Annotated in this window: 25 protein-coding genes and 5 pseudogenes; 17 read left to right on the top strand and 13 right to left on the bottom strand. The window is 69.2% G+C overall.

Features of this window, described 5'->3' with window-relative positions; all coding sequences use genetic code 11:
- Positions 1-20: 20 nt before the first annotated feature.
- Positions 21-875, top strand: a complete 855-nt coding sequence (locus ACIBN2_RS44525; protein ID WP_399143490.1) for an oxidoreductase — start codon at positions 21-23, stop codon at positions 873-875.
- 353 nt (positions 876-1,228) lie between these two features.
- Positions 1,229-1,456, top strand: a complete 228-nt coding sequence (locus ACIBN2_RS44520; RefSeq protein WP_399143489.1) for a transposase — start codon at positions 1,229-1,231, stop codon at positions 1,454-1,456.
- A gap of 195 nt (positions 1,457-1,651) precedes the next feature.
- Here ACIBN2_RS44520 and ACIBN2_RS44515 read toward each other — a convergent pair whose 3' ends face one another.
- Positions 1,652-1,921 (bottom strand): hypothetical protein, encoded by a 270-nt coding sequence (locus ACIBN2_RS44515; protein WP_399143488.1) that lies wholly within the window; start codon positions 1,919-1,921, stop codon positions 1,652-1,654.
- A 271-nt stretch (positions 1,922-2,192) separates the two neighbouring features.
- Between ACIBN2_RS44515 and ACIBN2_RS44510 the strand changes: the two genes are divergently transcribed.
- Entirely contained in the window at positions 2,193-2,534 is a 342-nt protein-coding gene (locus ACIBN2_RS44510) for an STAS domain-containing protein (protein WP_399143487.1), read from the top strand.
- A 349-nt stretch (positions 2,535-2,883) separates the two neighbouring features.
- On the opposite strand, the gene ACIBN2_RS44505 is transcribed toward ACIBN2_RS44510, so the two are convergent.
- Entirely contained in the window at positions 2,884-3,228 is a 345-nt protein-coding gene (locus tag ACIBN2_RS44505) for an ANTAR domain-containing protein (protein WP_399143486.1), read from the bottom strand.
- Between the two features lie 529 nt (positions 3,229-3,757).
- Positions 3,758-4,996, bottom strand: coding sequence for an IS110 family transposase (locus ACIBN2_RS44500; protein ID WP_399143485.1), 1,239 nt, complete (start codon positions 4,994-4,996; stop codon positions 3,758-3,760).
- Positions 4,997-5,682: 686 nt separating this feature from the next.
- Here ACIBN2_RS44500 and ACIBN2_RS44495 point away from each other — a divergent pair.
- Positions 5,683-5,967: pseudogene (locus ACIBN2_RS44495) on the top strand (transposase); the annotation flags it as partial.
- A gap of 70 nt (positions 5,968-6,037) precedes the next feature.
- Here the strand turns inward: ACIBN2_RS44495 and ACIBN2_RS44490 are convergent.
- Positions 6,038-6,604 (bottom strand): TetR-like C-terminal domain-containing protein, encoded by a 567-nt coding sequence (locus tag ACIBN2_RS44490; RefSeq protein WP_399143484.1) that lies wholly within the window; start codon positions 6,602-6,604, stop codon positions 6,038-6,040.
- Between the two features lie 76 nt (positions 6,605-6,680).
- Between ACIBN2_RS44490 and ACIBN2_RS44485 the strand changes: the two genes are divergently transcribed.
- Positions 6,681-7,964, top strand: coding sequence for an MFS transporter (locus ACIBN2_RS44485; RefSeq protein ID WP_399143483.1), 1,284 nt, complete (start codon positions 6,681-6,683; stop codon positions 7,962-7,964).
- Between the two features lie 332 nt (positions 7,965-8,296).
- On the opposite strand, the gene ACIBN2_RS44480 is transcribed toward ACIBN2_RS44485, so the two are convergent.
- Positions 8,297-8,881: a CGNR zinc finger domain-containing protein gene (locus ACIBN2_RS44480; protein WP_399143482.1), complete on the bottom strand. Its 585-nt coding sequence runs from the start codon at positions 8,879-8,881 to the stop codon at positions 8,297-8,299.
- A gap of 51 nt (positions 8,882-8,932) precedes the next feature.
- Between ACIBN2_RS44480 and ACIBN2_RS44475 the strand changes: the two genes are divergently transcribed.
- Together ACIBN2_RS44475 and ACIBN2_RS44470 are read left to right on the top strand one after the other, a co-directional pair.
- Positions 8,933-10,378, top strand: coding sequence for an MFS transporter (locus ACIBN2_RS44475; protein WP_399143481.1), 1,446 nt, complete (start codon positions 8,933-8,935; stop codon positions 10,376-10,378).
- A gap of 52 nt (positions 10,379-10,430) precedes the next feature.
- Positions 10,431-11,552, top strand: a complete 1,122-nt coding sequence (locus tag ACIBN2_RS44470; protein ID WP_399143480.1) for an epoxide hydrolase family protein — start codon at positions 10,431-10,433, stop codon at positions 11,550-11,552.
- A 317-nt stretch (positions 11,553-11,869) separates the two neighbouring features.
- Here ACIBN2_RS44470 and ACIBN2_RS44465 read toward each other — a convergent pair whose 3' ends face one another.
- From ACIBN2_RS44465 to ACIBN2_RS44445, 5 genes and pseudogenes are all read right to left on the bottom strand, one after another.
- Positions 11,870-12,145, bottom strand: coding sequence for a Tn3 family transposase (locus tag ACIBN2_RS44465; protein ID WP_399143479.1), 276 nt, complete (start codon positions 12,143-12,145; stop codon positions 11,870-11,872).
- Between the two features lie 27 nt (positions 12,146-12,172).
- Positions 12,173-12,233 (bottom strand): annotated as a pseudogene (locus ACIBN2_RS44460) (hypothetical protein); the annotation flags it as partial.
- On the bottom strand, positions 12,230-12,886 hold the full coding sequence (locus ACIBN2_RS44455) for a hypothetical protein (RefSeq protein WP_399143478.1): 657 nt from the start codon (positions 12,884-12,886) through the stop codon (positions 12,230-12,232). The pseudogene ACIBN2_RS44460 and the gene ACIBN2_RS44455, both read right to left, overlap by 4 nt.
- The gene (locus ACIBN2_RS44450; protein ID WP_399143477.1) at positions 12,883-13,749 is read right to left on the bottom strand and encodes a hypothetical protein; all 867 of its coding nucleotides are present in this window, start codon (positions 13,747-13,749) and stop codon (positions 12,883-12,885) included. Before ACIBN2_RS44450 ends, ACIBN2_RS44455 begins: the two co-directional genes overlap by 4 nt.
- A gap of 25 nt (positions 13,750-13,774) precedes the next feature.
- A complete protein-coding gene (locus ACIBN2_RS44445; RefSeq protein WP_399143476.1) occupies positions 13,775-14,140 on the bottom strand; it encodes a DUF4158 domain-containing protein in 366 nt (121 codons plus the stop codon).
- 54 nt (positions 14,141-14,194) lie between these two features.
- Between ACIBN2_RS44445 and ACIBN2_RS44440 the strand changes: the two genes are divergently transcribed.
- The 5 genes from ACIBN2_RS44440 (at position 14,195) to ACIBN2_RS44420 (ending at position 17,433) form a co-directional block, all read left to right on the top strand.
- The gene (locus tag ACIBN2_RS44440) at positions 14,195-14,416 is read left to right on the top strand and encodes a hypothetical protein (RefSeq protein ID WP_399143475.1); all 222 of its coding nucleotides are present in this window, start codon (positions 14,195-14,197) and stop codon (positions 14,414-14,416) included.
- Positions 14,416-14,790 carry a fic family toxin-antitoxin system, toxin component gene (locus ACIBN2_RS44435; RefSeq protein ID WP_399143474.1) on the top strand — a complete coding sequence of 125 codons (375 nt, stop codon included), beginning with the start codon at positions 14,416-14,418 and terminating at the stop codon, positions 14,788-14,790. Before ACIBN2_RS44440 ends, ACIBN2_RS44435 begins: the two co-directional genes overlap by 1 nt.
- A gap of 745 nt (positions 14,791-15,535) precedes the next feature.
- Positions 15,536-15,934, top strand: coding sequence for a hypothetical protein (locus ACIBN2_RS44430; protein ID WP_399143473.1), 399 nt, complete (start codon positions 15,536-15,538; stop codon positions 15,932-15,934).
- A complete protein-coding gene (locus tag ACIBN2_RS44425; protein WP_399143472.1) occupies positions 15,931-16,281 on the top strand; it encodes a hypothetical protein in 351 nt (116 codons plus the stop codon). The genes ACIBN2_RS44430 and ACIBN2_RS44425 overlap by 4 nt, the downstream gene beginning before the upstream one ends.
- A 186-nt stretch (positions 16,282-16,467) precedes the next feature.
- Positions 16,468-17,433, top strand: a complete 966-nt coding sequence (locus ACIBN2_RS44420; protein ID WP_399143471.1) for an alpha/beta hydrolase — start codon at positions 16,468-16,470, stop codon at positions 17,431-17,433.
- Positions 17,434-17,586: 153 nt separating this feature from the next.
- Here ACIBN2_RS44420 and ACIBN2_RS44415 read toward each other — a convergent pair.
- Positions 17,587-18,081: pseudogene (locus ACIBN2_RS44415) on the bottom strand (site-specific integrase); the annotation flags it as partial.
- Between the two features lie 146 nt (positions 18,082-18,227).
- Between ACIBN2_RS44415 and ACIBN2_RS44410 the strand changes: the two are divergent.
- The 4 genes and pseudogenes from ACIBN2_RS44410 to ACIBN2_RS44395 all read left to right on the top strand — a co-directional run.
- Positions 18,228-18,686 carry a MarR family winged helix-turn-helix transcriptional regulator gene (locus ACIBN2_RS44410; protein ID WP_399143470.1) on the top strand — a complete coding sequence of 153 codons (459 nt, stop codon included), beginning with the start codon at positions 18,228-18,230 and terminating at the stop codon, positions 18,684-18,686.
- Between the two features lie 176 nt (positions 18,687-18,862).
- Positions 18,863-19,822, top strand: coding sequence for a zinc-binding alcohol dehydrogenase family protein (locus tag ACIBN2_RS44405; RefSeq protein ID WP_399143469.1), 960 nt, complete (start codon positions 18,863-18,865; stop codon positions 19,820-19,822).
- Between the two features lie 260 nt (positions 19,823-20,082).
- A pseudogene (locus tag ACIBN2_RS44400) lies at positions 20,083-20,487 on the top strand (integrase core domain-containing protein); the annotation flags it as partial.
- 467 nt (positions 20,488-20,954) lie between these two features.
- Positions 20,955-21,403: pseudogene (locus ACIBN2_RS44395) on the top strand (ATP-binding protein); the annotation flags it as partial.
- 247 nt (positions 21,404-21,650) lie between these two features.
- Here the strand turns inward: ACIBN2_RS44395 and ACIBN2_RS44390 are convergent.
- Together ACIBN2_RS44390 and ACIBN2_RS44385 are read right to left on the bottom strand one after the other, a co-directional pair.
- Positions 21,651-22,184 (bottom strand): DUF4863 family protein, encoded by a 534-nt coding sequence (locus ACIBN2_RS44390; protein ID WP_399143468.1) that lies wholly within the window; start codon positions 22,182-22,184, stop codon positions 21,651-21,653.
- Positions 22,185-22,308: 124 nt separating this feature from the next.
- Positions 22,309-22,995: a TetR/AcrR family transcriptional regulator gene (locus ACIBN2_RS44385; RefSeq protein ID WP_399143467.1), complete on the bottom strand. Its 687-nt coding sequence runs from the start codon at positions 22,993-22,995 to the stop codon at positions 22,309-22,311.
- Positions 22,996-23,396: 401 nt separating this feature from the next.
- Here ACIBN2_RS44385 and ACIBN2_RS44380 point away from each other — a divergent pair, with 401 nt between their 5' ends.
- The gene (locus ACIBN2_RS44380) at positions 23,397-24,125 is read left to right on the top strand and encodes a nitroreductase (RefSeq protein WP_399143466.1); all 729 of its coding nucleotides are present in this window, start codon (positions 23,397-23,399) and stop codon (positions 24,123-24,125) included.
- Positions 24,126-24,312 lie beyond the last annotated feature (187 nt).

The following is a 24,312-nucleotide window of genomic DNA, read 5'->3' as shown; positions in this document are numbered from 1 at the left end:
GATCCTCATAAGGAGCCCCCATGTCGTCGCAGACCGATCCCACCGCCCCCAGGGTGTGGTTCCTCACCGGTACCAGCACCGGCCTGGGCCGTGCACTGGCCGAGGAAGTCATCGCCGACGGCGAACGTCTGGTCGCCACCGCCCGCGACACCACCACCCTCACCGACCTCGTCGCCCAGGCACCCGACCGGGTCCGCGCCCTGCCCCTCGACGTGACCGACCCCACCGCCGTCCGCCTCGCCGTGGACACTGCGCTCAAGGAATTCGGCCGCATCGACGTGCTGGTCAACAACGTCGGCTATGCCCTGCGCGGAGCCATCGAGGAGCTCTCCGACACCGAACTGCGACGCCAGTTCGCCACCAACGTCTTCGGCGCACTGGACGTGGCACGGGCCGTCCTGCCCGCCCTGCGCGCCCAGCGCTCGGGCTGCATCGTGCAGATGTCCTCGGTCGGAGGTGTCCTGGCCACCCTGGGCGGAAGCGCCTACGCGGGCACCAAGTTCGCTCTCGAAGGCCTCTCCGAAGGACTGGCCGCCGAAGTCGCCCACCTCGGCATCCGCGTCCTCATCGTGGAACCAGGCCCGTTCCGCACCGACTTCACCGGCCGCTCCGTACGCTGGGCCAACCCCATCGACGACTACCGGCCCGCTCTCGACCCGGCCAAGCAGCAGTTTCTGGCCATGCACGGCACCCAACCCGGCGACCCCGCTCGCGCAGCCCGTGCCATCATCACCGCCACCCGGATGGACAAGCCCCCGCTGCGCCTTCCCCTGGGCGCCAACGCCATCGACCGCATCCGCGAACGGCTTCAGTCGCGGCTGCAGCAGCTCGATGCGGTCGAATCAGTGGGCCGCCCGACCGACTTCGACTCCTGACCCACACCCGACACCCCTCTGACCGCACAACGAACCATGCCCCGGGGATGCACGCCCCGGGTGTTGCCGACTGCGATTGCCCGTCCCCATCAGCAGCAGGCGTCGACAGCGGCCGACGCGCGGCCGCCACTCACAGACAGCGGCCCACCGACAATCCCCCGTATCGGTGGGGCGCCTTGGGCACTTGTCCCGGCATCGAACAGACGGCGATCGAACGGATCGGATGCCAGCTGACCGGACGGATCGGTGTCGTGGGCGTGCGTGGGGCGGAACCAGTCCAGCTCGATAGCTTCGGTAAGACGGGGTCTGGCGGCTGGTATGCCCTGGTTCTGATGGGGTCGGGTTGCTGGGCAATGACGATCCAGCAGCCTTCGGAGGCCGTGATGCCCCGCAGCTATCCGCCCGAGTTCCGCCGCAAGGTCCTCGATGTCGTCGCATCCGGAAGGAAGGTCGCCGAGATCGCCCGGCTCCTCGGTATCAGCGACCAGATGCTCCACAGACGCGCCTCTACAGCAGCCGTCTGCAGCGTGCAGTGGGGAATCATCGTGCAGGTGGGGAAGCGCGCCCCGGGTCCAGGGTGAGTCCGACCCGGGACGCACCGGCGCCGGTACTCCCGCGAGCCGACGGCCACCGCTGCCTAAACGGTCCCCAAGCGGAAGCTGATCCGTCTGCGGGGTCAGGTCTTCCACTTCCGCCATGCTGCTCCTCATGCCGGAAGCTGGGCAGAGGCAAATGGGCCTCACCGGCCAAGGGCCCCCGTGTATGGGCGGAGGAGGTCAGGCCAGGTCCTGGTGGCCGTTCGCCTCCAGCCAGTCGATCAACATCTGACGCTCCCGGACGACTGAAGCCCGTTCATAGGGGCTGGTGGAGGGCCGTGCGAGGGCTTCCAGGGCGCGGTTGGCCACCCAGAGCCGGAGTTGGCTGACCGTGATGCGATCCAGCTCGCCCGCCTCGTGCCAGCGGGACAGGGCGGGTCCGGCCTCCGGCCGGCACTGCGCGAAGAACTGATCAACAAGACCGGTGGCCACGGAGTCGACGTGCGGCATGTTGGCCTCCTGTGGAGATCCTTCCACGGTGGGCCCTGGGAGGCGGTCGGTATAGGGGCCATCGGGTCCGCCCGGATAGCCCTTTGGTCCATCTGACGTCGACGTCTTGGCTGATCACGACGGCTTCGCTGCTTCTCGTGATCGCCATCCAGGGCGCTGGTTGAGGACGCTGCGGCTTGGGCGGGGCGTCACCCTCCGGCGTATCGTGTGACGAGGGATGCGGTGACGCACGTATGGGACCGATCGGATCATACGAGGAAGATGTTCGGAGATGGCCACGCCTTCGTCGCCCCCGTTGGTGATCGACCTCATCGACACGCTCGGTGCCGTCCTGGTGCGAGTGGCCGGCGAACTCGACGCACTCACCGCACCTGAACTTGCCTGCGTGCTGGCCCCCTTGCGCTCTCGGCACTGTGAACTCGACCTCGATCACGTCTCGTTCGCCGACTCCACCGGCCTCAATCTCCTCCTGCGCCATCGTCGTCAGGCACAGGCCGCCCATGGCAGCATGCGGCTCATAGCCGTCTCGCCCCAGGTGCGACGCTTGCTGGACGTCAGCGGCGTCACGCATCTCCTGCTTGTCGACGGGGGCCCGCCGGACGGCCGTACCTGAATCGAGGCCCACCGGCCGACTACGCGGCCACGGCCACGACAAGGGCTAAAACGATCAAAAAGGACGCCGCGGTCACCATCGAAGTCCGAAGCCGGGGGCTGCCGACCTGATGCAGCCGGACACGACGCCACCGATCGCGTTCGGGGCGGAAGCATTTGCAGCTGGTGTGTCGCAGCACCGGGGAGTCAAGCCAGTAGGCGCCCAGCAGTTGCGGTCCAGGTTCACGGAGGGGTTCATTCTCCATGCGGGGGAAAACGAGGCGCACCGGAGCTGGGTACGGCCCTGCACGCCCCCTTCACAATCATTGTTCTCCGTACGCGCCGGCCCTTGGCGTCAGCAGCAGGGGCCCTTACGTCTGCCTCCACGCTGTGTAGCGGGAGATCGCCCTTTGTAGTTCGATCCGCTCGGGTTCCGGGAGGTCGGCGCCCTGGGCGAACGCCATGACGTGCTCGGCGACGGTGCGCAGCTTTGTATTGGTGCGCTGGGACACGTCGCGCAGGCCTCTCCAGGCTTCTTCTGGAGGTATTTGTCCGAGGACGACGAGAGCGCCGATGGCCTGGTCAACGATGGCGTGAGAGCTGAGGGCCTGTCTCAGTTGGGAGCACTCTTCTTCGAGCCGCTCATTCACCGCGGCCAGATCGGTGGAGGACAGGAGCGTCAGGGGCTGCGATCGAGAGATCGCAAAGAAGGCCATGACCGGCTCGTTTCACTCATAGAGGGGGGACCGGACTCGCGTCCTCGTCTTCCCCCGAAAACCGCGGTGCACACGGGCGGACGCATCAGGCGCCCTGCTCGTCGCCGTGATCGGCATGAGCGCCCGGGCCGGCTGCCGTCATCCGCCAGCGGCAGTTCGCCTCGCGTGGCCCACGGATGGCCGCCCCTACTCCGCGGGCCTGCCGGCCCGCCGCATCGCCTCGACTTCCCGCCGGGAGAACTCCCGGCCACACCCCACACAGACCCAGTCGCCGGTACGCGAGCCCAGATAGAACTCCGGGCTCAGGCTGGAGTGATCACACGCCGGACGCCCAGCATCCACCCACCGCCGCTTGATGCGCGCTGTGTCCTCGACCTGAACCATGCGTTCGACCCTAGAGCACCTGCTTCTCACCGTCTGCCTCGTGACCAGCCGAATCGTTCCTGTAGCTATGCCTCACGCGGCACTATCGGTGACGTGGCGGCTCAGGTCGACGGAGTCTGATTCGAAAATCCCCTGACGTCGCAGCTCAGCCCGCTGCCGCTGATTGGAGGGACACTTGATAACCGAGCATGTTGAGCTGGCTGACCAGTCGCCGCGTCTGCCGCGCCCGGCCGGTTCGCTGAAGGAAGTAGTCCGCTCCGAGGTCGGCGTACTCGGCGTCGTTGATGAGCATGTGCCAGATCGAGGTCAGGATGGTGTGCCCGAGGGCGACCAGGGCCCGCTTCTTGCCGCGGCGGATCGCGATGCGTTTGTAGCGCGACGCCAGATAGGTGTTCTTGCTGCGGGCCGCTGCGGTGGCGGCGAGTCCGAGCGCGTTCTTGAGCCACGGATCGCCGGGCCGGGACTTGCCGGAAGTGTGCTTGCCGGCGGACTCGTGGTTGCCCGGACACATCCCGGCCCAGGAGGCTAGGTGGGCGGCCGAGGGGAAGCGCGCCATGTCCGTGCCGATCTCCGCCAGGATCATCTCCGCCGATCGGGTGCTGACTCCGGGGATGGTGGTCAGCAGCTCGATCTGACGCCGAAAAGGGGCGAGTTGACGGGCGATCTCCTCACTCAGCCGGGCCTCGATGGCGCTCGCTGCGTCGATGCGGTCGAGCATGGTCCGCGCGAGGAAGGCGTGGTGGTCGGTGAACCGACCGGTCAGCGCCTGGGCAAGGATCTGGCGTTTGGCGCGCATGCTGGCTCGGGCCATCTCGGCCAGGACCTCCGGGTTGCGTTCTCCGGCGATCAGGGCCTCCAGCATCGCGCGGGCCGACTTGCCTAGCAGGTCCGAGACGACCGCGGACAGCTTGATCCCCGACTCCTCCAGGAGCTTCTCCAGCCGCTGGGCTTGACGGGTGCGCTCACGGATCGCCTCGGTACGGTAGCGGGTCAGGTCTCGAAGCTGCCGGATGGGACGTGGCGGCACGAACGAGGGCCGGACCAGGCCGTGTTCGACCATCTTGCAGATCCATTCGGAGTCCGCGACGTCGGTCTTGCAGCCGGGGACGTTCTTCATGTGCCGGGCGTTCAGCAGCCAGCACTCGGTGTCGTTCTCCAACAGGTAGAACACGGGTTTCCAGTACGAGCCGGTGACTTCCATGCCGACGACGGTGACGCCCTCGGCGATCAGCCAGTCCCGCATCGCCAGCAGGTCGGCGGTCATCGTCAGGAACGTACGGATCTCTTTGCGGCGGCGTTTGCCGGGTCCCGGGACACGGACGCAGACCTTCACGTCCGCCTTGCCGATGTCGATTCCGGCGCACCGCTCGTGGACCACGTCCATGCCCCGGTCCTCCCCTCGTGCGGTGTGCTGTTGCGCAGCAGCCGTCCGACGGGGACTAAGCAGGTGGGCGGCAGAGGCCCGGCTGGGCTGGTGGGGCCCGGACGGGAAACGTCCGTCTGGTGGTGGCCACCGCCGATCCGGCCACCTTGCCGTCGAAGGCGACCTGGTACCTGGCCACCGACCTGCCCCGCCCGGGATCCCCGCGCGTCGCCGAATCGCCCCACCCGCCCGCCGATCTGGCCGAGATCGTGCGGATCTACGGGCTGCGGCACTGGGGTCGAGCAGAGCTACAAACGGGTCAAAGACGAACTCGGCTGGGCCGACATCCAGGTCCGCTCCAATGCCGCCATCCGGCGCCACCAGACTCTCGTGAACTGTGCGTTCAGCTTCTGCTGGAACACCTGGTTCGCCCCGGCCCCGCTCATTCCAGCAGACCCACCACCCGGTCCTGACGCTCTGTCAGGACCGTTAGAGAGGGGGAGAACCGGGCCCCAGCAGCCCCGACCGGCCTGCTGGCCCTAGGCGCTCCGGGACGTCCGTGGCTGGCTGACGCCCTGGGCCACGCTGCAACGCTACTGGCGGGCATGGTTGGCGAAGCCCCCACCCGCGGCACTCCAGGAACTGATCAACACCCTCGGCACCGGCAGACCTCTACTGCCCGGTCTAACAGACCACCGCTAGTCTTCAAGGCGTATTCGTCCCGGGCGATCCGCCGTCATCTGCGGCGGCGCGGCATCCGGACGGTGATCCCGCAGCCCGCCGACCAAGCCGCCAACTGCAAGCGGCTCGGCCGCCAAGGTGGCCGCCCGCCAGCCTTCGACCGCGAGGCCTACAAGCAGCGCAACACTGTCGAGCGGTGCATCAACAAACTCAAGCAATGGCGCGGCCTGGCCACTCGTTACGACAAGACCGCCACCATCTACCTCACCGGACTCCACCTCGTCGCCATCTTCATCTGGTCAGGAAGGTGATCCGTAGGAAACCCCCTGGGCGAGACGCATGTGCGTGAGCCACGCCGCGTCCCCGCGATCGGTGTGCGGCTCAGGGCGTCCGGAGCGTCGCCAGATAGGTGGACACCAGTGTGCGGGCCCAGTCGGCGGAGGCGGGCTCGGGGGTGAAAACGGCGCGGTAGTAGAGCGGGCCGAGGAGGAAGTCCGCCGCGGTCTCCACATCGAGTGCCGTCCCCCCGCGGTCCTGTTCGCGCCGGATGATCGCGCCGAGCTGGCGGTGGCGGTCTTCGACGCAGGCGCAGCCGCCCGCCGGGCCGGAGCCGATGGTCGCCCGCATGAGGGCGAGCGTGTCCGGGTCGGCAACGTCGGTGGCCACGTCGGCGAGCCAGCGCTGGAGGTCGCCGGCGAGGGAGCCGGAGTCGGGGACGACCAGGTCGTCGGTGAAACGGCTGGTGGCGACGTCGTTGAGTAGCTGGGCGGTGGATCCCCAGCGCCGGTACAGGGTGGTGGGGTGCACGCCGGCGCGCGCGGCCACGGCGGGCAGGGTCAGGGTCTCCGCTTCCTCCTCGGCGAGGAGTTCTGCTACGGCGCGGTGGACGGCCGCCCGCACCTTCGCGGAGCGGCCGCCGGGACGTACCTGGGTCGACGAGTCAGCCATGGGGAAATTATCGCACTGATCGTTGCGTTAGCGGTATCGTCCTAAACGCATCGATCACTGCTTTTGGAGTCTCGTCGTGTCCGGTCCCGCCCCGTCCCAGCTCCAGCCCTCCCCGCCGCCCACCGACCGGGTGGCGCCACCGGATGAGAGGCGACGACGGCTGAGCCGTCCCGTCGCCTTCGCCTCCCTCGCGGTCGTCTTCGTGCTGTTCATGGCCGCCTCCAGCGCGCCCTCCCCGCTCTATGTCGTCTACCAGCAGGAATGGCACTTCTCCGCCACCACCCTTACCACGGTCTTCGCCGTCTACGTGCTCGGCATGATCGGGGCGCTGCTTGTCCTCGGCGCCCTCTCCGACCACCTCGGCCGCCGTCCGGTCCTGCTCTCCGCGATCGCCCTCGAAGTGGTCTCGATGGTCCTGTTCCTCACCGCGGGCAACGTCGGTCTGCTGCTGACGGCACGCTTCATCCAGGGCATCGCCACCGGGGCCGCCATGACCACGCTCGGTGCCGCCCTGTCCGACCTCAACCCCGCGCACGCCCCGCACCGGGCGGGCCTCGTCACGGGCACCGCGCCCACTTTCGGACTCGGACTGGGCTCGCTCGGATGCGGGCTCCTCATCGAGTACGGGCCGCACCCCACCCGCCTCGTCTATGTGCTGCTGCTCCTCGCCCTCGTGGTGGCCGGCGCCCTCCTGTCGGCCCTGCCCGAGACCTCGGTGCGCCGCCCCGGCGCCGCCCGCTCGCTCCAGCCCCGCCTGCGGATCGCCCCCCACCTGCGGGCCGACCTGCTGAGCCTGGTCCCGATCCTCATCGCGAGCTGGGCTCTTGGAGGCCTCTACCTCTCGCTCGGCCCGTCCGTCGCCGTCGGCCTGTTCGGCCTCTCCAGCCACGTCGTCGGCGGACTCGTGGTCACCCTGCTCACCGGCCCGGCCTTCCTCACCGCCCTCGCCCTGCGCGGCTGGCCCGTCGGACGGACCCTCGCCGTCAGCGCGACCCTGCTCCTCGTCGGCACGGCCGTCGCCCTGACCGGCGTGGAGGAGCACTCCCTGACCGCGGCCGCGCTCGGAACCGTCATCGCGGGCATCGGCTTCGGCGGCTCCGCCCTCGCCAGCTTCGGCACCCTGGCCCGGATAGCCCGCCCGGCCGAACGCAGCGAGCTGCTCTCCGTCGCCTTCGTCATCTCCTACCTGGCCTTCAGCATCCCGGCCGTGATCGCCGGCATCGCCGCCACGCACGCCGGTCTGCAGGACACGTTTGTCACCTACGCGGCGACGGTCGCCGCCCTCTGCGCCCTCGCCCTGCTCGCCCAGCGCCTGCGCGCGACCCGCACTCCCGCCACCGGAGGCATTCCCCAGGCGTGAGGAGCCGCCCGGGAACCTGTCGCCGCGGCCCGCTCGAGGCCGCGGCGACCGCGGTGCGTCGGACGTTCGGTTGCCCTCCGCCCGGTCTCAGCTCGGCCGGGAGGCGTGCGCCACGCGCTAGTTGTGCACCCGGAGGCGGACCACGGCGGCGTTCAGCAGCGGAGCGGACAGGTCGAGGCGCTTGGCAGCATCGGCGAGGGAGGCACACCCAGACCCAGACGGAAGCCGGCGACACCGCCGAACGTACCGCGGTCCTCCCCGGCAGCCCGACGCCCTGCTCCACCGCTCGGACGAAACCCCGGCGCCGGCCTGGCAGGGTCAGGTGCCGGCGCTCAACGCGGGCTGCGCCGGCTCCGGTAGGCCGCGACGCTGGCCCGATGTGCGCAGGTTCGGGTGCAGTACTGCTTCGAGCCGTTGCGCGAGAGGTCCACGAAAGTGGCCCGGCAGGTCGGCCCGGCACATACGCCGAGACGAGCGGGACCGAGCGTGGCGATCACGGAGGCCAGTGCGCTGAGCGTAGTCGCGGCAAGGTGCGCCGAGCAGCGGTCGGTGTCGGAGGTCACCTCGGTCCACCAGCGGTCGTCCTCGTGGCGCAGTACCGGGGTGGCGCGGCTGCGACGCAGACCGTCGTTGATCAGAGCCGCAGCTTCGACCGCGTCCGCGTTCGCCCGTTCGAGCACCTCACGCACCGTCTCGCGCAACGCGCGGACTTCCGCCAGGTCGGCGCGGGTGAGATGCCGCGGACCGGCCCCTTGGTTCGCGGCCGAACTCGGAGGCTCAGCCGCGGGATGGTCGTCAAGGAAGTCCCGGAGCTGCTCCACGGTCTCGAGCGCGTCCTCTCCCTTGATCGGCCTCAAGGTGTTGGCCAGGTCGACGGCCGTCTGCACCACCAATGGGCTGTGATACGCATCCTGCATTTGACGTGTCTCCTCACTGCTCCGTAATGTTACACGCAAAGGAGCTTTCGCATGTCACAACATACCCGGCAGGGGACGACGCCGCAGACGATCCCGTCTGGAGGGGCCCCGGCACCGGAGCGAACCGACGCCCCGGACGGGCGTCGGCTGGGGCTGACTTTGGGGATGCTGGTGCTGCCGATGTACGTGGCACTGGGAGCGCCGTCGGTGGCCCTGCCGGCCATCGGCCGCGCACTCGCGGTGCCGTTCGGGGCCACCGCATGGATTCTCGCCGCGTGGTCGCTGACCTCCGCGCTCGCGATGCCGGTCGCGGGTCGGCTGCTGGTCCGCTGGAGCCCCTTCCAGGTCCTCGTCGCCGGGGTCGTGGCGCTCGCCGCGGGCTCCGCGCTCGCCGGAGCCGGGCCGACACTGTCCGTCGTGATCGTCGGCCGACTGATCGGCGGCGCCGGGGCGGGAGCGACCGTGATCGCCGTCTTTGCCGCGGCCACCGCCCTTCCCGGGCGGCAACGGATCCGCGCCCTGGGAATCATCGCGGCCGCCAGCGCGACGGCGTCGGGGTGCGGGACGCTGTTGGGCGGGGCGGTGACCGCATGGCTCGGGTGGCGTGCCGTGCTCGCGATCCCGGTCCTCGCGCTGCCCCTCCTGCTGGCCGCATTGCCGACTAGGCGCGCGCCGACGCGGAGCGGTAGCGGGGAGGGGAACGGCTCGACCGGGCGACTCGATATCGTCGGCGCGGCCGTGCTGTCGGTACTCGCCGGCTCCTTGATCACGTTGCTGCAGGCACACTCGGTCGGCCTGCCCGCTCCGGTCACGCTCGTCGTGGCTGCCGCCGGGGCGCTCGCCGCCGTGGGATTGTGGTGGCGCGTGCGAAGCACGCCCGACGGGTTCGTGCCTCGGCGGGTGATCGCATCCCGCGGCTTCCTGGCGGCCGGGCTCATCGGCGGGACCGTCTTCGCCGGCTACTACGGGGTGCTGTTCCGCGCCCCGTCCCTGATCGAGCAGGCCACGGGCGGTGGCCCCCAGGAAGCCGGCGTGCTCTTGGTCCCGGCCGCCGCCTGCTCGGTGCTGGCCGGGCGGCTGGTCGGCGCCTTGACCGACCGGTTCGCCGGCTGGCAGGTGTCGGCCGGGCTTGCGGCACTCACCGTCGTCGGCGTGCTCGTGGTCGCGATCTTCACCGGGCCGATCCCGATTGTCGTCGGCACGGCGTTGACCGTGTGCGGGTTCGCCGGCGCCCAAGCCGTACTGGTGAGCCTTGCGCCGGACCTGGTCGCCGCGGACGACCGCGACACCGCACAGGGCCTGCTCAACTTCATGAACGCCCTGGGTGGCGGGATCGGTCCGGCCGCTGTCGCGGGTCTGTCCGGCATCGTGCCGGTGCCGGTGGCCCTCGCCGTGCTCGCGGCACTCCCCCTGGCGGGACTCGTCCTCAGCCTGACCCGGCGCCCTACCGCCGACCGCCGCCCCGAACCCGACGCCACGCGTGGGAGCCCGCGATGACGGTCCATCTGCATCTGATCCGATGACGCCTTGACCAGTTAGGAGCCTTGCCATGTCCGCCGAGCCATTCGAGGTCAGCATCACCGAAGCCGAGATTGCGGACCTGCGTGAACGATTGCGACGGACACGATGGCCCGAGCGCGAGCCGGTGGACGACTGGTCACAGGGTTTGCCGCTGGCGTATGCGCAGGAGCTGTGCCGCAGCTGGGCCGAGGACTACGACTTCGGGTTCGCCGAGCGGCTGAACGTGTTCCCGCAGTACCGCGACACGATCGACGGGCTGGGCATCCACTTCCTGCACGTCCGCTCGCCGGAGCCGGACGCGTTCCCGCTCGTGCTCACGCACGGGTGGCCGGGTTCGGTGCTCGAGTTCCTGGAGGTCCTCGGCCCGCTGACCGACCCGCGCGCGCACGGCGGTGACCCGGCGGACGCGTTCCACGTGGTCGCGCCGTCGTTGCCCGGGTACGGCTGGAGTGACAAGCCGTTGACGACCGGGTGGGGCATCACTCGCACCGCGCGCGCCTGGGACACGTTGATGGTCTCGCTGGGTTACGAACGGTACGGCGCGCAGGGCGGTGACTGGGGTTCGGCGGTGTCCGCGGTGCTGGGCGAGGTGGCGCCCGAGCGGGTCGCCGGTGTGCACCTGAACCTGGGATCCGTGGCGGCGGGCACGTTCGACGACCCGACGCCCGCAGAGCTGGCGAATCTCAAGGCCGAGAAGGAGATGCAGCGCACCGGCCGGGGGTACTCGGCGATCCAGGCGACCCGGCCGCAGACGCTCGGCTACGGCCTCACCGACTCCCCGGCGGGGCAGGCCGCCTGGATCGCCGAGAAGTTCTGGGCGTGGACGGACAACGACGGCCATCCCGAGGACGCGTTGTCGCGGCAGACGATCCTCGACGAGATCTCGGTCTATTGGTTCACCGCGTCGGCCACGTCGTCGGCGCGCCTGTACTGGGAGAGCTTCGCCAACTTCCGGGACAAGGTGACCGCGCCATCCGGGCTGTCGGTCTACCCGCGCGACATAACCCGCCCGTCGAGGCGGGAGGCCGAGCTGCGGTTCACCGACCTGCGCTGGTTCGAGGAGCTGCCGCATGGTGGCCACTTCGCCGCGCTGGAGCAGCCGGAGTCGCTGGTCAAGCAGGTGCGCGGGTTCTTCCGCCTGTGCCGCTGACTGTCCGTGCCACCCCCTGGGAAGCCCGCGCCCAGGGGATGGTCCTGTCCGTCCCCCGGGTTACCGGCAAAACGACGGCCGCGCTCGGCGAGCGGACGCTGGTGATCATCGCCCTCGAACGAGGTGTCTGCCTTCGAATGGCGGAATAGCACTACTGCGCGAGACATGTCGGTACTCATAGCGGCCCATCATGGCGTCAGGGGCGGCGCCAACCAGGGCAAACAGCCACTGGTTCAACCAGATGGAATAGATCCAACGGCCCGGCACTCACGGCGCTGACGGAGGTCAAAGGACAAGCTGAGAAGCTGTCCTACGTTTTAGGGGCGGGCTGTGGGTCCCCGGCAGGAGCGGAGCCAGGCCGCTTGGCCGGATCCGTCCGTGCCGGGGTCGTCGCCGCGCAGCGGGCTGAAGTCGACGTCCAGGTGCCGGTCGTACGCCTCGGGCTGGATGCCGAGTTCGTGGGTGGAGTATTCGCCGAAGCGGCGGATGTGCTCGGTCAGGTACGGCGAGATGTGGGCCAGGTCCTCGGGGTCGATCTCCCAACCCTCCTCTTGAGCCGTCGCCCCATGCCTGGGAGATGTCCAGGCGGGCATGCGCGTTGACCAGGTCGGCGATGGCCTCGTTCAGCGTCGGGATGGAGAAGTGCCGGTTTGCGGCCAGCGACAGCTCGTGCCCGCTCACGCCGGGGATATGGCGAGCGGCCTCGTAGGGCCCAGGTTGGTGCCCTTCGCGAAGGTGGTGATCACGTACCGGCCGAAGGGGTCTTTCAGCTTCGGCTCGGTGCCGGACGCGGGGCCGAAGCGGCGCCACCACTCCACCCAGTACGCGGTGCGGGAGACAACCCCGAGCAGGGAGCGCTCCGGCATCCGGGCTTTGATCTCCTGCTCCAGGGCCTTCGCCGAGGCCCGCTGGCCCTCGGCGCGGTGGGTCTTGAGGGAGGGGATGCCGGTCTCCGAGTCGATGACCAGACCCTCGCTGTCCGGGTACCCGGCATCCGCCGCCGTGGCGGCCGCGGTGAGCTTGTCCTCCAGCTGCCGGCGGAACGACACCGCGTCGTACGGCGTATCGTCGCCGGGCTCGGCGAGGCCGACCTCCACCAGGTAGTCGCCCAGCTTCTCCTCGACCGCGTCCCAGGGCAGCAGCTGCTGACTCCAGTCGGCGTGCTCCTCGGACCCGGCCACCTTGACATCACCGGTGCGCAGTTCCTCGGCGAGCGCGGCGAAGACCATCGCCTCGAAGTGCTTGCGGACGAAGGCGCCGGGCCGGTTCTTGTCGCGGACGGCCTTCTGCCAGTTCAGCGTGGCGAACGATGTCGACCGAGCGGCCGTCCTCATACCGTCCCGGGATGTAGTCGCGCAGGTGCTCGTGGCGGCGGGCGTGCGCGAGCGTCCAGGACCCGGTTGTCCTTCGAGGTGGCGGTCAGTTCCAGACGGCTGGTCAGGTCGTACATCGCGGAGCGGTCCTTGAGCAGGTGCCCGTACAGCAGCACCTCCCAGTAGTTGCCGTGATGAGCGGCGACCTTCTCGATCTGCTCGTACTGCTGCTCGAACCCGCCGAAACCGCCCACCGCCACCGCCGCGGCCCCCAGGGCGCCGGCCTGCACCCGCAGGGCCTTCGCCATCGTGTGCAGGGCGGGCGCGAGCTGGTCGCCGAGCCGCATGGCCACAGCGCCGGCCTCCGCGTCCTGGTCGAGCTCGGTGACCACCCCCAGGATCTCCGCCGTCAACGCGGCCGCCTTCTCCCGCGCGGCCTGGACGGGGCCGTCGGCGTCGATGTACTGAAGCACCGTGCGGTAGTTCCCGATCAACGCCTCAACGATGGCCTGCTGCCGCTCGCGGATGCTCTCCAGCTCCGCCTTGGCCCGCTTGACCTGCAACGCGACCCGCTTGCAGAACATCGTCGCCAGCTCGTCCCGAGCCCGCATCCGCGCCTTGTGCACGAGACACACCAGCGGCGCGAGCCGCTTGACCAGGCCGTAGTCCCGCAGCCCCGGCGCGTCCGCGGCGTCCGCCTCCCCGGCGAAGTCCGTGACTTTCCCCGAGGCCACGCCGGACAGCCACGCCCCGGTCTCGCCCAGCCCGTCCACCCACCCCAGGTGCTCGGCCTGGGCACGGAAGTGCGAACACGTCGGGGCCTTCGCCGACTGCTTCAGCCGGTTGTACTTCGTGGTACCCGAGGTGTCCTTCTCCGACAGCAACGCCAGCAGCCGCTCCCGGTGGGCCTCACTGAGCTGCTCCGCAAGTGCCCGCGCAGATCGAGGCGTTCACCTCGGTGCGGACCTTCGCCGCGAGCGCGTCCAGCGTGGTGAAGCCCGGCAGCTCCAGCCCGGCCTCCACGACCTTCTCCAGCGCGATGTTGATCAGGTCCGCCGGACGGTTCTTCGGCACCGCCTCGCTCCGTATCACCGCCTCGGCGACCTTCCGGGCCTTCGCCTTGTCGTACGACAGGCCCGTCCGCTGCCGTACGGCGGTGCGCTGCCGCTCCGCCGTACGGTTGGCGGCCCTCGGCACCGTGCCCTCCGGCAGGTCCGCCGCGCGACGCACGAAATCGACGACCGTGTCCGGGACCTCGTGCTCGCTCGCCAGCATGGCCCAAAATGAGATTCCTTCCCACCGGTGGCCGGGGCCCGCTACCGTGGGTGCATGGGCAAGGAGATCCGCATCGAAATTGATGATGAGACGTACGAGGAGCTGCAGCGTCGCGCGGCCGAGGGTCACGAGGACCCGGACCAGTACGCGAGCCGGCGGCTGACCGACGACCTTGCGCACACCCGGTTCCTTGAGGGTGCCCGGGCTTTCGCTCAGGAGCATGGGCAGGCCTTCGCCGACCGCTTCGGGACCGGCCCCAGCAGCCACGCCGCCTGATGCCCCCTGTGGTGCTCATCGACGAGCGCTGGCTGCTGGATGTCGCGCAGAACCTCGTGCCCGGCGATCCCGACATCACGGACTACGGCGCGTTGGCCGCCGCCGTCGCCCGCCACCGCCACGAGGTCATGGGCACTCTGGTCTACCCAGCCGCACACCATCGAGCCGCCGCGCTCCTGCACGCCCTCGCCCGGATTCCTGCCCTCGAGCACTCGAACGAGCTGTTCGCCGCCCAGGTCGCCTACGCCTATCTCCACGCCAGCGGCATCCAGATCAAGGCCGGCAGCCAGGAGGCGATCGCGTTGGTCATCGACGTCGTCGAGGGACGCCGCGACGTACGCCAGGTCGCCGAGACGCTGAAGAGCTGGGGCTGACCGGCCGGATCGACTCGCGCCGCTCACCTGCCCGGGCGTTGGGAGGCCGCGCCTGAAGTGGTATTCGCGTTCAGGAATGGCGACAGCCCACCCTCTTCGTCGTCCCGGTGATCGAGGTCCTGTCTCAGCGCCCGAAGGAGGGCGTGCACGAGGAGGATCGCCGGTGCCTGGTCGAACACCATGACGTGGCGGCGCCGGCTCCTCGCCGAAGCGTCTCCGTGGCAGGACGTGAGCTGCACAAGCTCGAACAATCCTCGCTCGGGTCGCTGTCGGACGCCGTCGGCTCGGGCACCGGCGCTTCCCCGTCCACGCACGCACATCCACCACACCGACGGCGACGATCAACCTCAGCGGGGTCACGACCACACGACTACCACGGCGTCGGAGCCGCTCACCCAGTCCGAGGCGGTGATGCCCGGGACACGGTCGGAGCCCTCCGCCAGGGCCACGCCGTTCCCGGGGGTTCAGCCTGTCTCCTGACACCGGCGTCCCGGTGAGACGAGCCTTCAACCTCACCGGGTCCCTCCGGCTGGGCGACGGGGAGCGGGAGCCCCGATCCCAGATCACGTGACGGCGCACGACACAAGGCCCCCACCGGCATCAAGAACGGCCCCACCGCCCCTCATGCGCACATCTTGACCGACTGATCATTGGATCAGGTGAGGGCGCCGATCACGCTACCGCCGGGACTACCCTCGCCCTGCGGGATCGGCGCCCGCGCCAAGGGGAGCGGCCTTGCAAGGCCGTGGCCGCGAGTGGGTCGTCGACCACGTGCCGCGCGCAACGAGCCGCTGCGGCACGCTCCCCGACGCTGCTGGATCCCGAAGCCCACTCTGGGGCCACCTACTCGCTCACCGGCCCGCAGGCCCTCGCCTTCCGCGAGGTCGCCGACACCATCGCCTCGGTAAGCGGCCGCCCCGGCTTTGACAACGACATTGACCAGGAGGCATGGATCAACGGCGCGCTCGCAGCGGGCGTCCCCGCCGACTACACGATCATGCTGCTCTGGTTCACCGGCGCCATCGTCACCGGCAACGGCTCCACGCCCACCGGCGACATCGAGACGGTCACCGGCCGCGCGGCCACCACCTTCCGCAAGTTCGCCGAGCGCAACGCCCGCGCCTGGACGCTGGAGGCGTCATGAGCAAGACCGTTGGCGACAATGCCCCCTTCGGGGCGAACAGCCCCTTCTTCCGCATCCTCAAGGAGGGCCTGGACGGCATGGTCGACGGCGATGACTACTTCGACCTCGCCGAGGACGTGGGATTCCAATACGTGATCTCCGTTCCGGGGTACCCCAAGCAGGTCGGGGGACGGCAGGGAATCATCGACCTCTACAGCGACTACGACGACCACGTGAAGCTCCACAGCGCGGACTACCTTCCTGTCCACCGTGACCCTGGGATCTCCGTTGTGGTTCTGGAGTACGAAGTGCACGGCACGTCGGTCAGACAGGCTGGCTCTACGACAACTGCTTCGTCTCGGTCGTGACCGTCGAGGATCGCAAGGTGATCCACTGGCGCGACTACCTCGACCCCGTCGCGGTGTTCGACGCAGCCGGACGGCCGCAAGGCCGCCACTTCCAACGGCCAGCGCACCAGGCACCTGACAGCCACGCCCACAGCGCCGCACAGCCCACAACAGTCATCGAACAGGATTCACCCGAGGAGATCTGCCATGTCCGAATACGTCCCGACCACGCCGGTGTTGGAGCAGGCCGCGGCCGAGTTCGCCGCCGCGACCACCAATCCGCCGTATCCGTTCGACCTCGGCCCGGTGGAGGGCCGCAAGACGCTCGACGAGGTCCAATCGGCCGAGATCGCCAAGGCGGCGGTCGATGAGGAGTGGATCGAGGTGGCCGGCGGGCCGACCGGCTCGGTCCGGACCCGGATCGTCAAGCCGACCGGTACTGCCGGCCCGCTGCCCGTCATCGTCTACATCCACGGCGGCGGCTGGGTCTTCGGCAACGCCCACACCCACGACCGCCTGGTGCGCGAGCTTGCCGTCGGCGCCAACGCCGCCGTGGTCTTCCCCGAGTACGACCTCTCTCCGGAGGCCCGCTACCCGGTCGCGATCGAGCAGAACTTCACCGTCGCCCGCTGGGTCGTCACCGACGGCGCGAGCAAGGGGCTCGACGCCTCCCGCATCGCCGTCGCCGGCGACAGCGCCGGCGGCAACATGACCGCTGCCCTCACCCTCATGGCCAAGGAGCGTGGCGGCGTCCCGCTCCTCGCCCAGGTGCTCTTCTACCCGGTCACCGACGCCAGCTTCGACACTCCGTCGTACCGCCAGTTCGCCGAGGGCTACTACTTGCGCCGCGATGCCATGCAGTGGTTCTGGGACCAGTACACAACCGACCCCACCCAGCGCGCCGAGATCACCGCTTCCCCGCTGCGCGCCACCACCGAGCAGCTCGCCGGCCTTCCCCAGGCGCTGGTCATCACCGGTGAAGCCGACGTCCTGCGTGATGAGGGCGAGGCATACGCCAACAAGCTCCGCCAGGCCGGCGTTCTGGTGACCGCCGCCCGCTACCAAGCCATCATCCACGACTTCGTCATGCTCAACGCCCTGCGCGGCACCAGCGCCGCCGAGGCCGCCATCACCCAGGCGTTCGACTTCCTGGCGAAGGCGTTCAACGCCTGACCAGCCCCGTCCTGCGCCCGCGCCCGCTTAACAAGCCGACGCGGGCGCGCGACCTTCGAGTGCCCGTGTGTCCCCGAACACGATGCCAGGCCAGCAGGGCTGACGATGGAATCGGAAGCCATTGAGCAGTCGACCCGGCGCAGTTGCGCATCGGCGGCGGGCGTTCCCGGGCGCGAGCACGCTGGTGATCTCGGCCATCGCCTCCGGGGACGGCTTGATGTAGCGGCGGACGTTCTCCGGCTTCCTGTGCTGGGACTTCGCCATCAGCATGAGTAGCGAGACACCATGCTCACCGAGGTGGGTCAGGGTGAAAGGCGGTACCCGTGCAGGTCCCAGCCCGTTCCCGGTCCGCGCAGCGTGGTGTGCTCGTCCAGTGGGGCACGCGCCTGGCCGTACGAGGGGCGGGCCAGTCCGGTGTCGGGCAGACGTCGTGGGCGCTGGCGACCTTGCCGGGGCCCGCGCGCAGGTGTGTGACAACACCGGCCCGCGAGTGCGGCCCTTGAGCAGGCGGGGAAGCAGGCGCGCAGTACCGGCATCCCAGTAGACGGTCTCCAGTACGAAGTCCTCGCGACTGGCCCCGGCGGCGGGTTTTGGCCGAGCGTCCTTCGCCTTCACCAACGTGCGCCGACCGGTCAGGTCTAGGTGTTCTGTCGACGGAGGTTGGCGATGGGCTCAGTCGACAGGCGTCCTGACGGAACGGCGGTGTCGCTCGCCGCTATCCCGAGACGGATTGGGGCGGCGTCGGGCTCGCCGCGAAGTAGTTTGCGCCACGCACTACTCGATACAATGACTGCATGAACAGCACACAACCGGCGGCGCACGAAACCGAGGTCATCCCCGCGAACGCCACAGTCGACGCGCTCGTTCAGCTGTCCTTCCGCGTGCACCAAATCCTCGGCAGAATCGGCGCGGAGCACGACCTGTCCGTGGTGCAGATCCGGATGCTGGGTGTGCTGCGCGACCGCGAACCAAGCATGCTCGCCCTGGCCGGCCACCTCGGGCTGGACAAGTCATCCACCACCGGGCTCGTTTCCCGCGCGGAAAAGCGCGACCTTGTCCAGCGAGCCAGGGACCTTCGCGACGGGCGGTCCGTTACCGTCAGCCTCACCGCCCACGGCCGAGCCATCGTCAACTTCTGCGCGCGCGACATCGAGCGGGAGATCAACGGGCTCGTCGCCCCCCTGTCGGACCGCACCCGCCAGCGGCTGGTGAGCAGCATCTCCGAGATCCTCACCTCCCACGACGCCTCCTGACTCGGGCGCGCGACGTGCGGCGTCGCGCAACCGCCGCAGCCGCGCTGGTCAGGCAAAACACCCATTTGACTTAGTGTGCGGCACGTACTATCTTCAATTTTAGTACGTGGCGCAAACTAAAGAGGTGTGTCGGACCCGTGGCCGGCTCACCATGCCGGCCCCGATGGGAGACGCGTATGTATGCGGCCGTTGTCCGATCCTTCGACGCCCCGCCTCGCTTCGAGACGTTCCAGACCCCCTCCCCGCAGGGCGAGCACGAGATCCTCGTCGAACTGGTGGCCGCCGGGCTGCACCCGCGTGTGCGGTCCGCCGCCGACGGCTCCCACTACACCTCCGACGGCTCGCTGCCCATGGTCCCCGGCATCGATGCCGTGGGCCGCACCAACGACGGAGAGCTCCTGTACTTCGTCGCCCCCGACGGCGCCGTGGGCACCATGGCCGAGAAGGCCGTCGTCGACCGCCGACGTGCCATCACGCTGCCCGCGGACACCGATTTCCTCGCGGTCGCGGCGGCAATGAACCCCGGCATGTCGTCCTGGGTGGCGCTGCGCAGACGGCTGAACTTCCAGCCCGGCGCCAGCGTGCTGGTGATGGGCGCCACCGGCAACGCCGGTCGCCTCGCCGTGCAGATCGCCAAACTCCTCGGCGCCGACCGCGTCGTGGGAGCGGGCCGCTCCCACGAGCGCCTGCAACTCCTCAAGGACCTCGGCGCCGACGCGGTCATCCCGCTCAACGGCGACGACGAGACCGCGACCACGCTCGGCCGCGAAGCCGGAGACATCGACGTCGTCCTCGACTACCTGTGGGGCCAGCCCACCGAACAGGCCATCCCGGCGATCCTCAAGGCCCGCACCGACCGATCAAAGGCACTGCACTGGGTCCAGATTGGTTCCATGGCCGGCCAGGAGATCAACCTGCCCTCCGCCTTCCTGCGCGCAGGCAATCTCAACCTTCTCGGGAGCGGCCAGGGTTCCGTAGGCACCCACGTCATCCTGGCCGAACTGCCCGCGCTCGCCCACGAGATCAGTACCGGCGCGCTGACCGGTGAGTCGGTGGCCCTGCCGCTGCGGCAGGTCGACGAAGCCTGGGGCATGAACGTCTCGCCCAGTCAGCGCATCGTCCTGACCAACAACTGAGGAGCCGCCGCAGACTGCCCTTGCCCGAGGTCACGCGGACACGTCCGCTCATGGCCGGGTGCACGAGACATCACTCGTGCACCCGGCCATTGTCATCCTCCGAGCCAGAAAGACCTACATGGTCCACCGCAACGCACCCCTGACCGAAACCGGCCGCCTGCGCCTGGCGCAGTGCGTGGTCGACGCCCATTGGCCACTACGCCGCGCCGCCGAACGCTTCCAAGTCTCACCCACCACAGCGAAACGGTGGGCCGACCGCTTCGCGCCTGGCCTACAGCGAAATCCTCGCCGACGAGAAGAAGGGGACCGCCGCCGCGTTCTGGACGCGCGCACAGAGCTTCTTCGGTCAGGCCGGGATCACCGTCAAACGCGTCCTGACCGACAACGGCTCCTGCTACCGCTCCCGCGTCTGGGCCAACATCTTGGCTGATGCCGGGATCGCCCACAGCGCACCCGCCCATACCGCCCGCAGACCAATGGGAAGGTCGAACGCTCCAACCGCACCCTCCTCGACGAATGGGCCTACACCAAGCCCTACTTCAGCGAGCAGGAGCGGCGCATTCCCCATCTGGCTGCACCACTACAACCATCATCGGAGACACACCGCCCTGACGGGGCTACCACCAGCTAGCCGCGTCCCCAACCTCACGGGTCAGTACATCTAGGTCCTCGATGTCCAGACACAAGATCTCCTCAATGATCTTGGTTCGCCATAGGACCCTCAAGGAACGGACTGCCACGGGTCCTCGCGCGGCGACCTCTCGTCCCGGGCCGACGCGGGACTGCAGGCAGCGCCGCTGAGAACCTTGGTGAAGGGCGGGACGCCGGTGCGAATGGCAGCTGCAGGGCTGGACGGTTGCGGATCCGCATTACCGGGGCTGAGGCGGCGGTTGCCGAGTGATTGGAGACAGCACAACGCGAGGGGAACTACGAACTCTTCGTACGCAGTCTTTCGTGATCCGGAGGTGCTGTCGCCAGTCCCGGCGGCACCTGTTGATCGCTGATGGAAGCGTGTCCGCCGTCAGGCAGGGCTGCGTAATGCGGCTGCCACGCCGGGATCCACCAACGCCTCCGACCCGACCGGATGGGGCACGGATGGGCGGGCGCCGGGCGGCAGTGTCTATGCGCCGGGGTATTGGCGCGGACCCAGGCCTTGGGTTTACGACCAGGTCGCTTCCTGGGACGTACCGGGTGACCCGGCTTTCGTGGCCATGGCCCGCGAGCTGACGACCCGTCGGCTCCAGGGCTGGCGGCTGGACGACCTTGCGTTCACCACGGAGCTGACTGTCAACGAGCTGGTCACCAACGCCATCCGATACGGCTCCGATCCCATCCGCTTGCGACTGATCCGGCAGGGCGTCCTGATCTGCGGACGGGGACGCCAGCAGCACCTCGCCCCACCTACGTCACGCACGTACCACCGTCGAAGGGGGTCGTGGACTGCTCCTGGTCGCACGGCTCTCCGGCCGGTGGGGCAATCGATACACAAGGAACGGCAAGGTCATTTGGGCGGCGCAGAGTCTCGACACGCCCACGACGTCGCGCTTGCCTGATTTCGACGTCGTGGCGACCGACCTATGAACACCTGCCGGTGCGGCGTCCCGCAGCCTTCCGAGGCCGTTTTGTCGTGCTCGGTGAGCCGGGCGTACCACCTGAGTACCGGGTTGGTGGTGCGGAGGTCGATGCGGCTGCTCCGCGCTGCACCTCGGACTGTTCGGTCGGTCCTCAATCGCCCTCTGCCACACCGGCGTCGTGCACCTGGCGTGGGCTCCTCTGCTCATCGCGTCGCGACCGGCCCCAGGGCCGTAGGACGTCTTCCTGGATCGTCCTATGCGGTCACACGGGCAGAGCGGGAGGGACGAATGTCGTAGGAGATCCGTCCGGCGGGAAGGTAGAAGAGAGCGATCAGCGCTCCTCCGCGGACCTCGGGGTAGTGGTGGCTTCCTGGGGCGGGTGCCGTCCAGCCCGGCCCCTGCCAGCCGTTCGGGCCGGCCAGTTCGGCGTCGGCGTCGACGGGGACCACCAGGTTCAGTTCGCCATAGGGGTGGGCATGGTACTGGCCCCGGTAGCGCTCGACGCTGTCCATGTAGACCGCGGTGATGCTGAAGTAGTGGCTCTCGTCCGTCGGTTCGGCGATGAGGCTGCGGCGGTAACGGGGGCCGTCGACCTCGATGTTCGCTGCCCAGCCCTCATCCAGGACACCGATCTTGATCAGGCGGGCCAAGTCCCGGTACAGCTCGCTGCCGGGGCCGTAGGTTGTGTTCAGCCAGCTCTCCAGGTCCTTGCCCGCCGTACGGTTCCTCACCTCGGACAGGAACGGGATGCTGCGCTCGATCAATGCCTTGCGGCTGTCGTTGCTCATGCGCGGGTCCTCTCGTGTCGCCACAGGGTCTGACTCGAGAACCTTGCCTCGCGCTTTCATTACAGTCAATAGCTGTAACGAAAGGTGAGTAGGTGCCGATCGGTAGATCGGCACCGAAGGTCTTTCAGGTGGTGCCGTCTTCGCCGTTCACGGCGAGCGCGGGCCAGATCGCCCCGACGACGCGCTCGGCGAGGTCGGCCGGCACGAGCCGCCCGGTCCTGAGGTAGTCGGCGAAATAGCTGCCAAAGCACAGGGTGACGATCATGTCCAGGTCCACGTCCTCACGCACCGCGCCGCGAGCCTGCAGCGAGACGAGCGTCATCAGCAGCTCATCGCAGCGGGGCTGCACCCCGTGTTCCCGCAGCTGCTCCAGCAGGCCCGGGGCCCGCTCCACCTCGGCCATGAAGTTGCCGTGCAAGGCCATGGCCTGCTCGTTGTGATAGCGGGGGTCCAGGCGGCGGACCGCCTCGACGAGTGCCTCGCGCGGATCCAGCTGGTCCATGTCCAGCGGAGGGTAGGCCTCGCGCTGCTTGCGCAGTCCGTACTCCAGGGCATCGATGACGAGGTCGTACTTGTTCGCCCAGCGCCGGTACAGCGTCGGCCGGGTGACGCCGGCGTCCGCGACGATGTCTCCGATCGTCATGGACGCGTAGCCATCGCGGGCCAGCCGCATGCGCGTGGCCTGGATGATCGCCTCCTCGATCGCCGGGTCCCGGGGCCGTCCGCCGGCGGACGCCGTCGGCTCCGTGGCCGGGCGCCCCCGGCTCTCCCCGGCCCGCCTCTCGGAATGCGTCGCTTTCGCCCTCGCCATCTCATCCCTTCCCGACATACGGGCCAGCCGGAGCCGGGTTGCGCATCGGCTCCCTCACCGCACCAGCACCCTATGCGAAGTCACGCCGTCCCTTCCGGCGCCCCGGGATGCCGCCGCGCGCACGACACCGAAGCACTTTCTTTACAATGCTTGACTGTAACGGAACAGGCCTCTAGCGTGACGCGAACCACAGAGCGTGGTGATGTGATCAAACACGAGGAGCTCGCGATGGTGATCGCTCAGCAACCGATTCGCCGCGGCGTGACCTGGACGACGCCGTGGCCCGGAGCCATCCACCGCCCAGCCGCCGGGCACCGGACGACGAACGCGTCGCTTCCCCAGCCGGCCGCCCGCCCCTTCTCCGGCCCCGCCCTCCTTACAGCCTGACCATGGAAGCGACCATGAACCGTCCCCCGGCACCGGCCTCGACGACGGCACCAGCCACGGTGGAGGACGCTCTGCTCAGCCGCCGCAGCGTGCGCGCGTTCCTGCCGGCACCCGTGCCCCGGTCCACAGTCGAGCGGCTCCTGGCACTGGCCGCCCGGTCCGCCAGCAACTCCAACTGCCAGCCCTGGCAGGTCCACGTGGTGACCGGAGAGGCGAAACGCTCACTCACCGCGGCCCTCCTGCATGCCCATGCCGGCGAGGACGAGGGACGGGGTCGGGACTACACCTACCAGCCCCCGCAGGACGGGTGGCGCGAGCCGTTCCGGTCACGCCGACGCCGGTTCGGAGAAAGCCTCTACCGCGACGTGCTCGGGATCAGCGCCGAAGACACCACCGCACGTCTCGTCCATCACCGGCGCAACTACGACTTCTTCGGTGCGCCGGTCGGTATCGTCCTCACGACCAGCCGTCATCCGCAGCAGAGCGCCCTCGTCGACGCGGGCCTGTTCCTGCAGGCCCTGATGCTCGCGGCGCGCGGCGACGGTCTGGACAGCTGTCCCCAGGCATCGCTCATCGACTTCTCGCCGGTCCTGCGCCGGCACCTGCTGATCCCCGACGACCAGCTGATCGTCTGCGGACTCGCCCTCGGGTACGCCGACCCCGAGCACCCCCTGAACCAGCTGCGCATGCCGCGCGAGTCCGTCGCGTCCTTCGCGACCTTCCACGGAGACGACGCAGAGTAAGGGGCTTCAGGCCCCGTCGTTATCGTCCACGTGATCGTCTGCGTGCCATCCCCTCCCCGTACCCGTGACGGCACACATCGGCCGACCGCCTGGCGGCCACCGGCCGCACCCGTGCCCCGGACCACACCGCGGGCCGCCCCACGCCCGCCCCGGTGCGCCCACGGCCCTCTTGTCGTTCCTCCTTCTC

This window comes from Streptomyces sp. NPDC050534, from assembly GCF_044457745.1.
In the GTDB taxonomy this organism is placed as follows: Bacteria; Actinomycetota; Actinomycetes; order Streptomycetales; family Streptomycetaceae; genus Streptomyces.
This window is presented reverse-complemented; position numbering and strand designations above follow the sequence as displayed.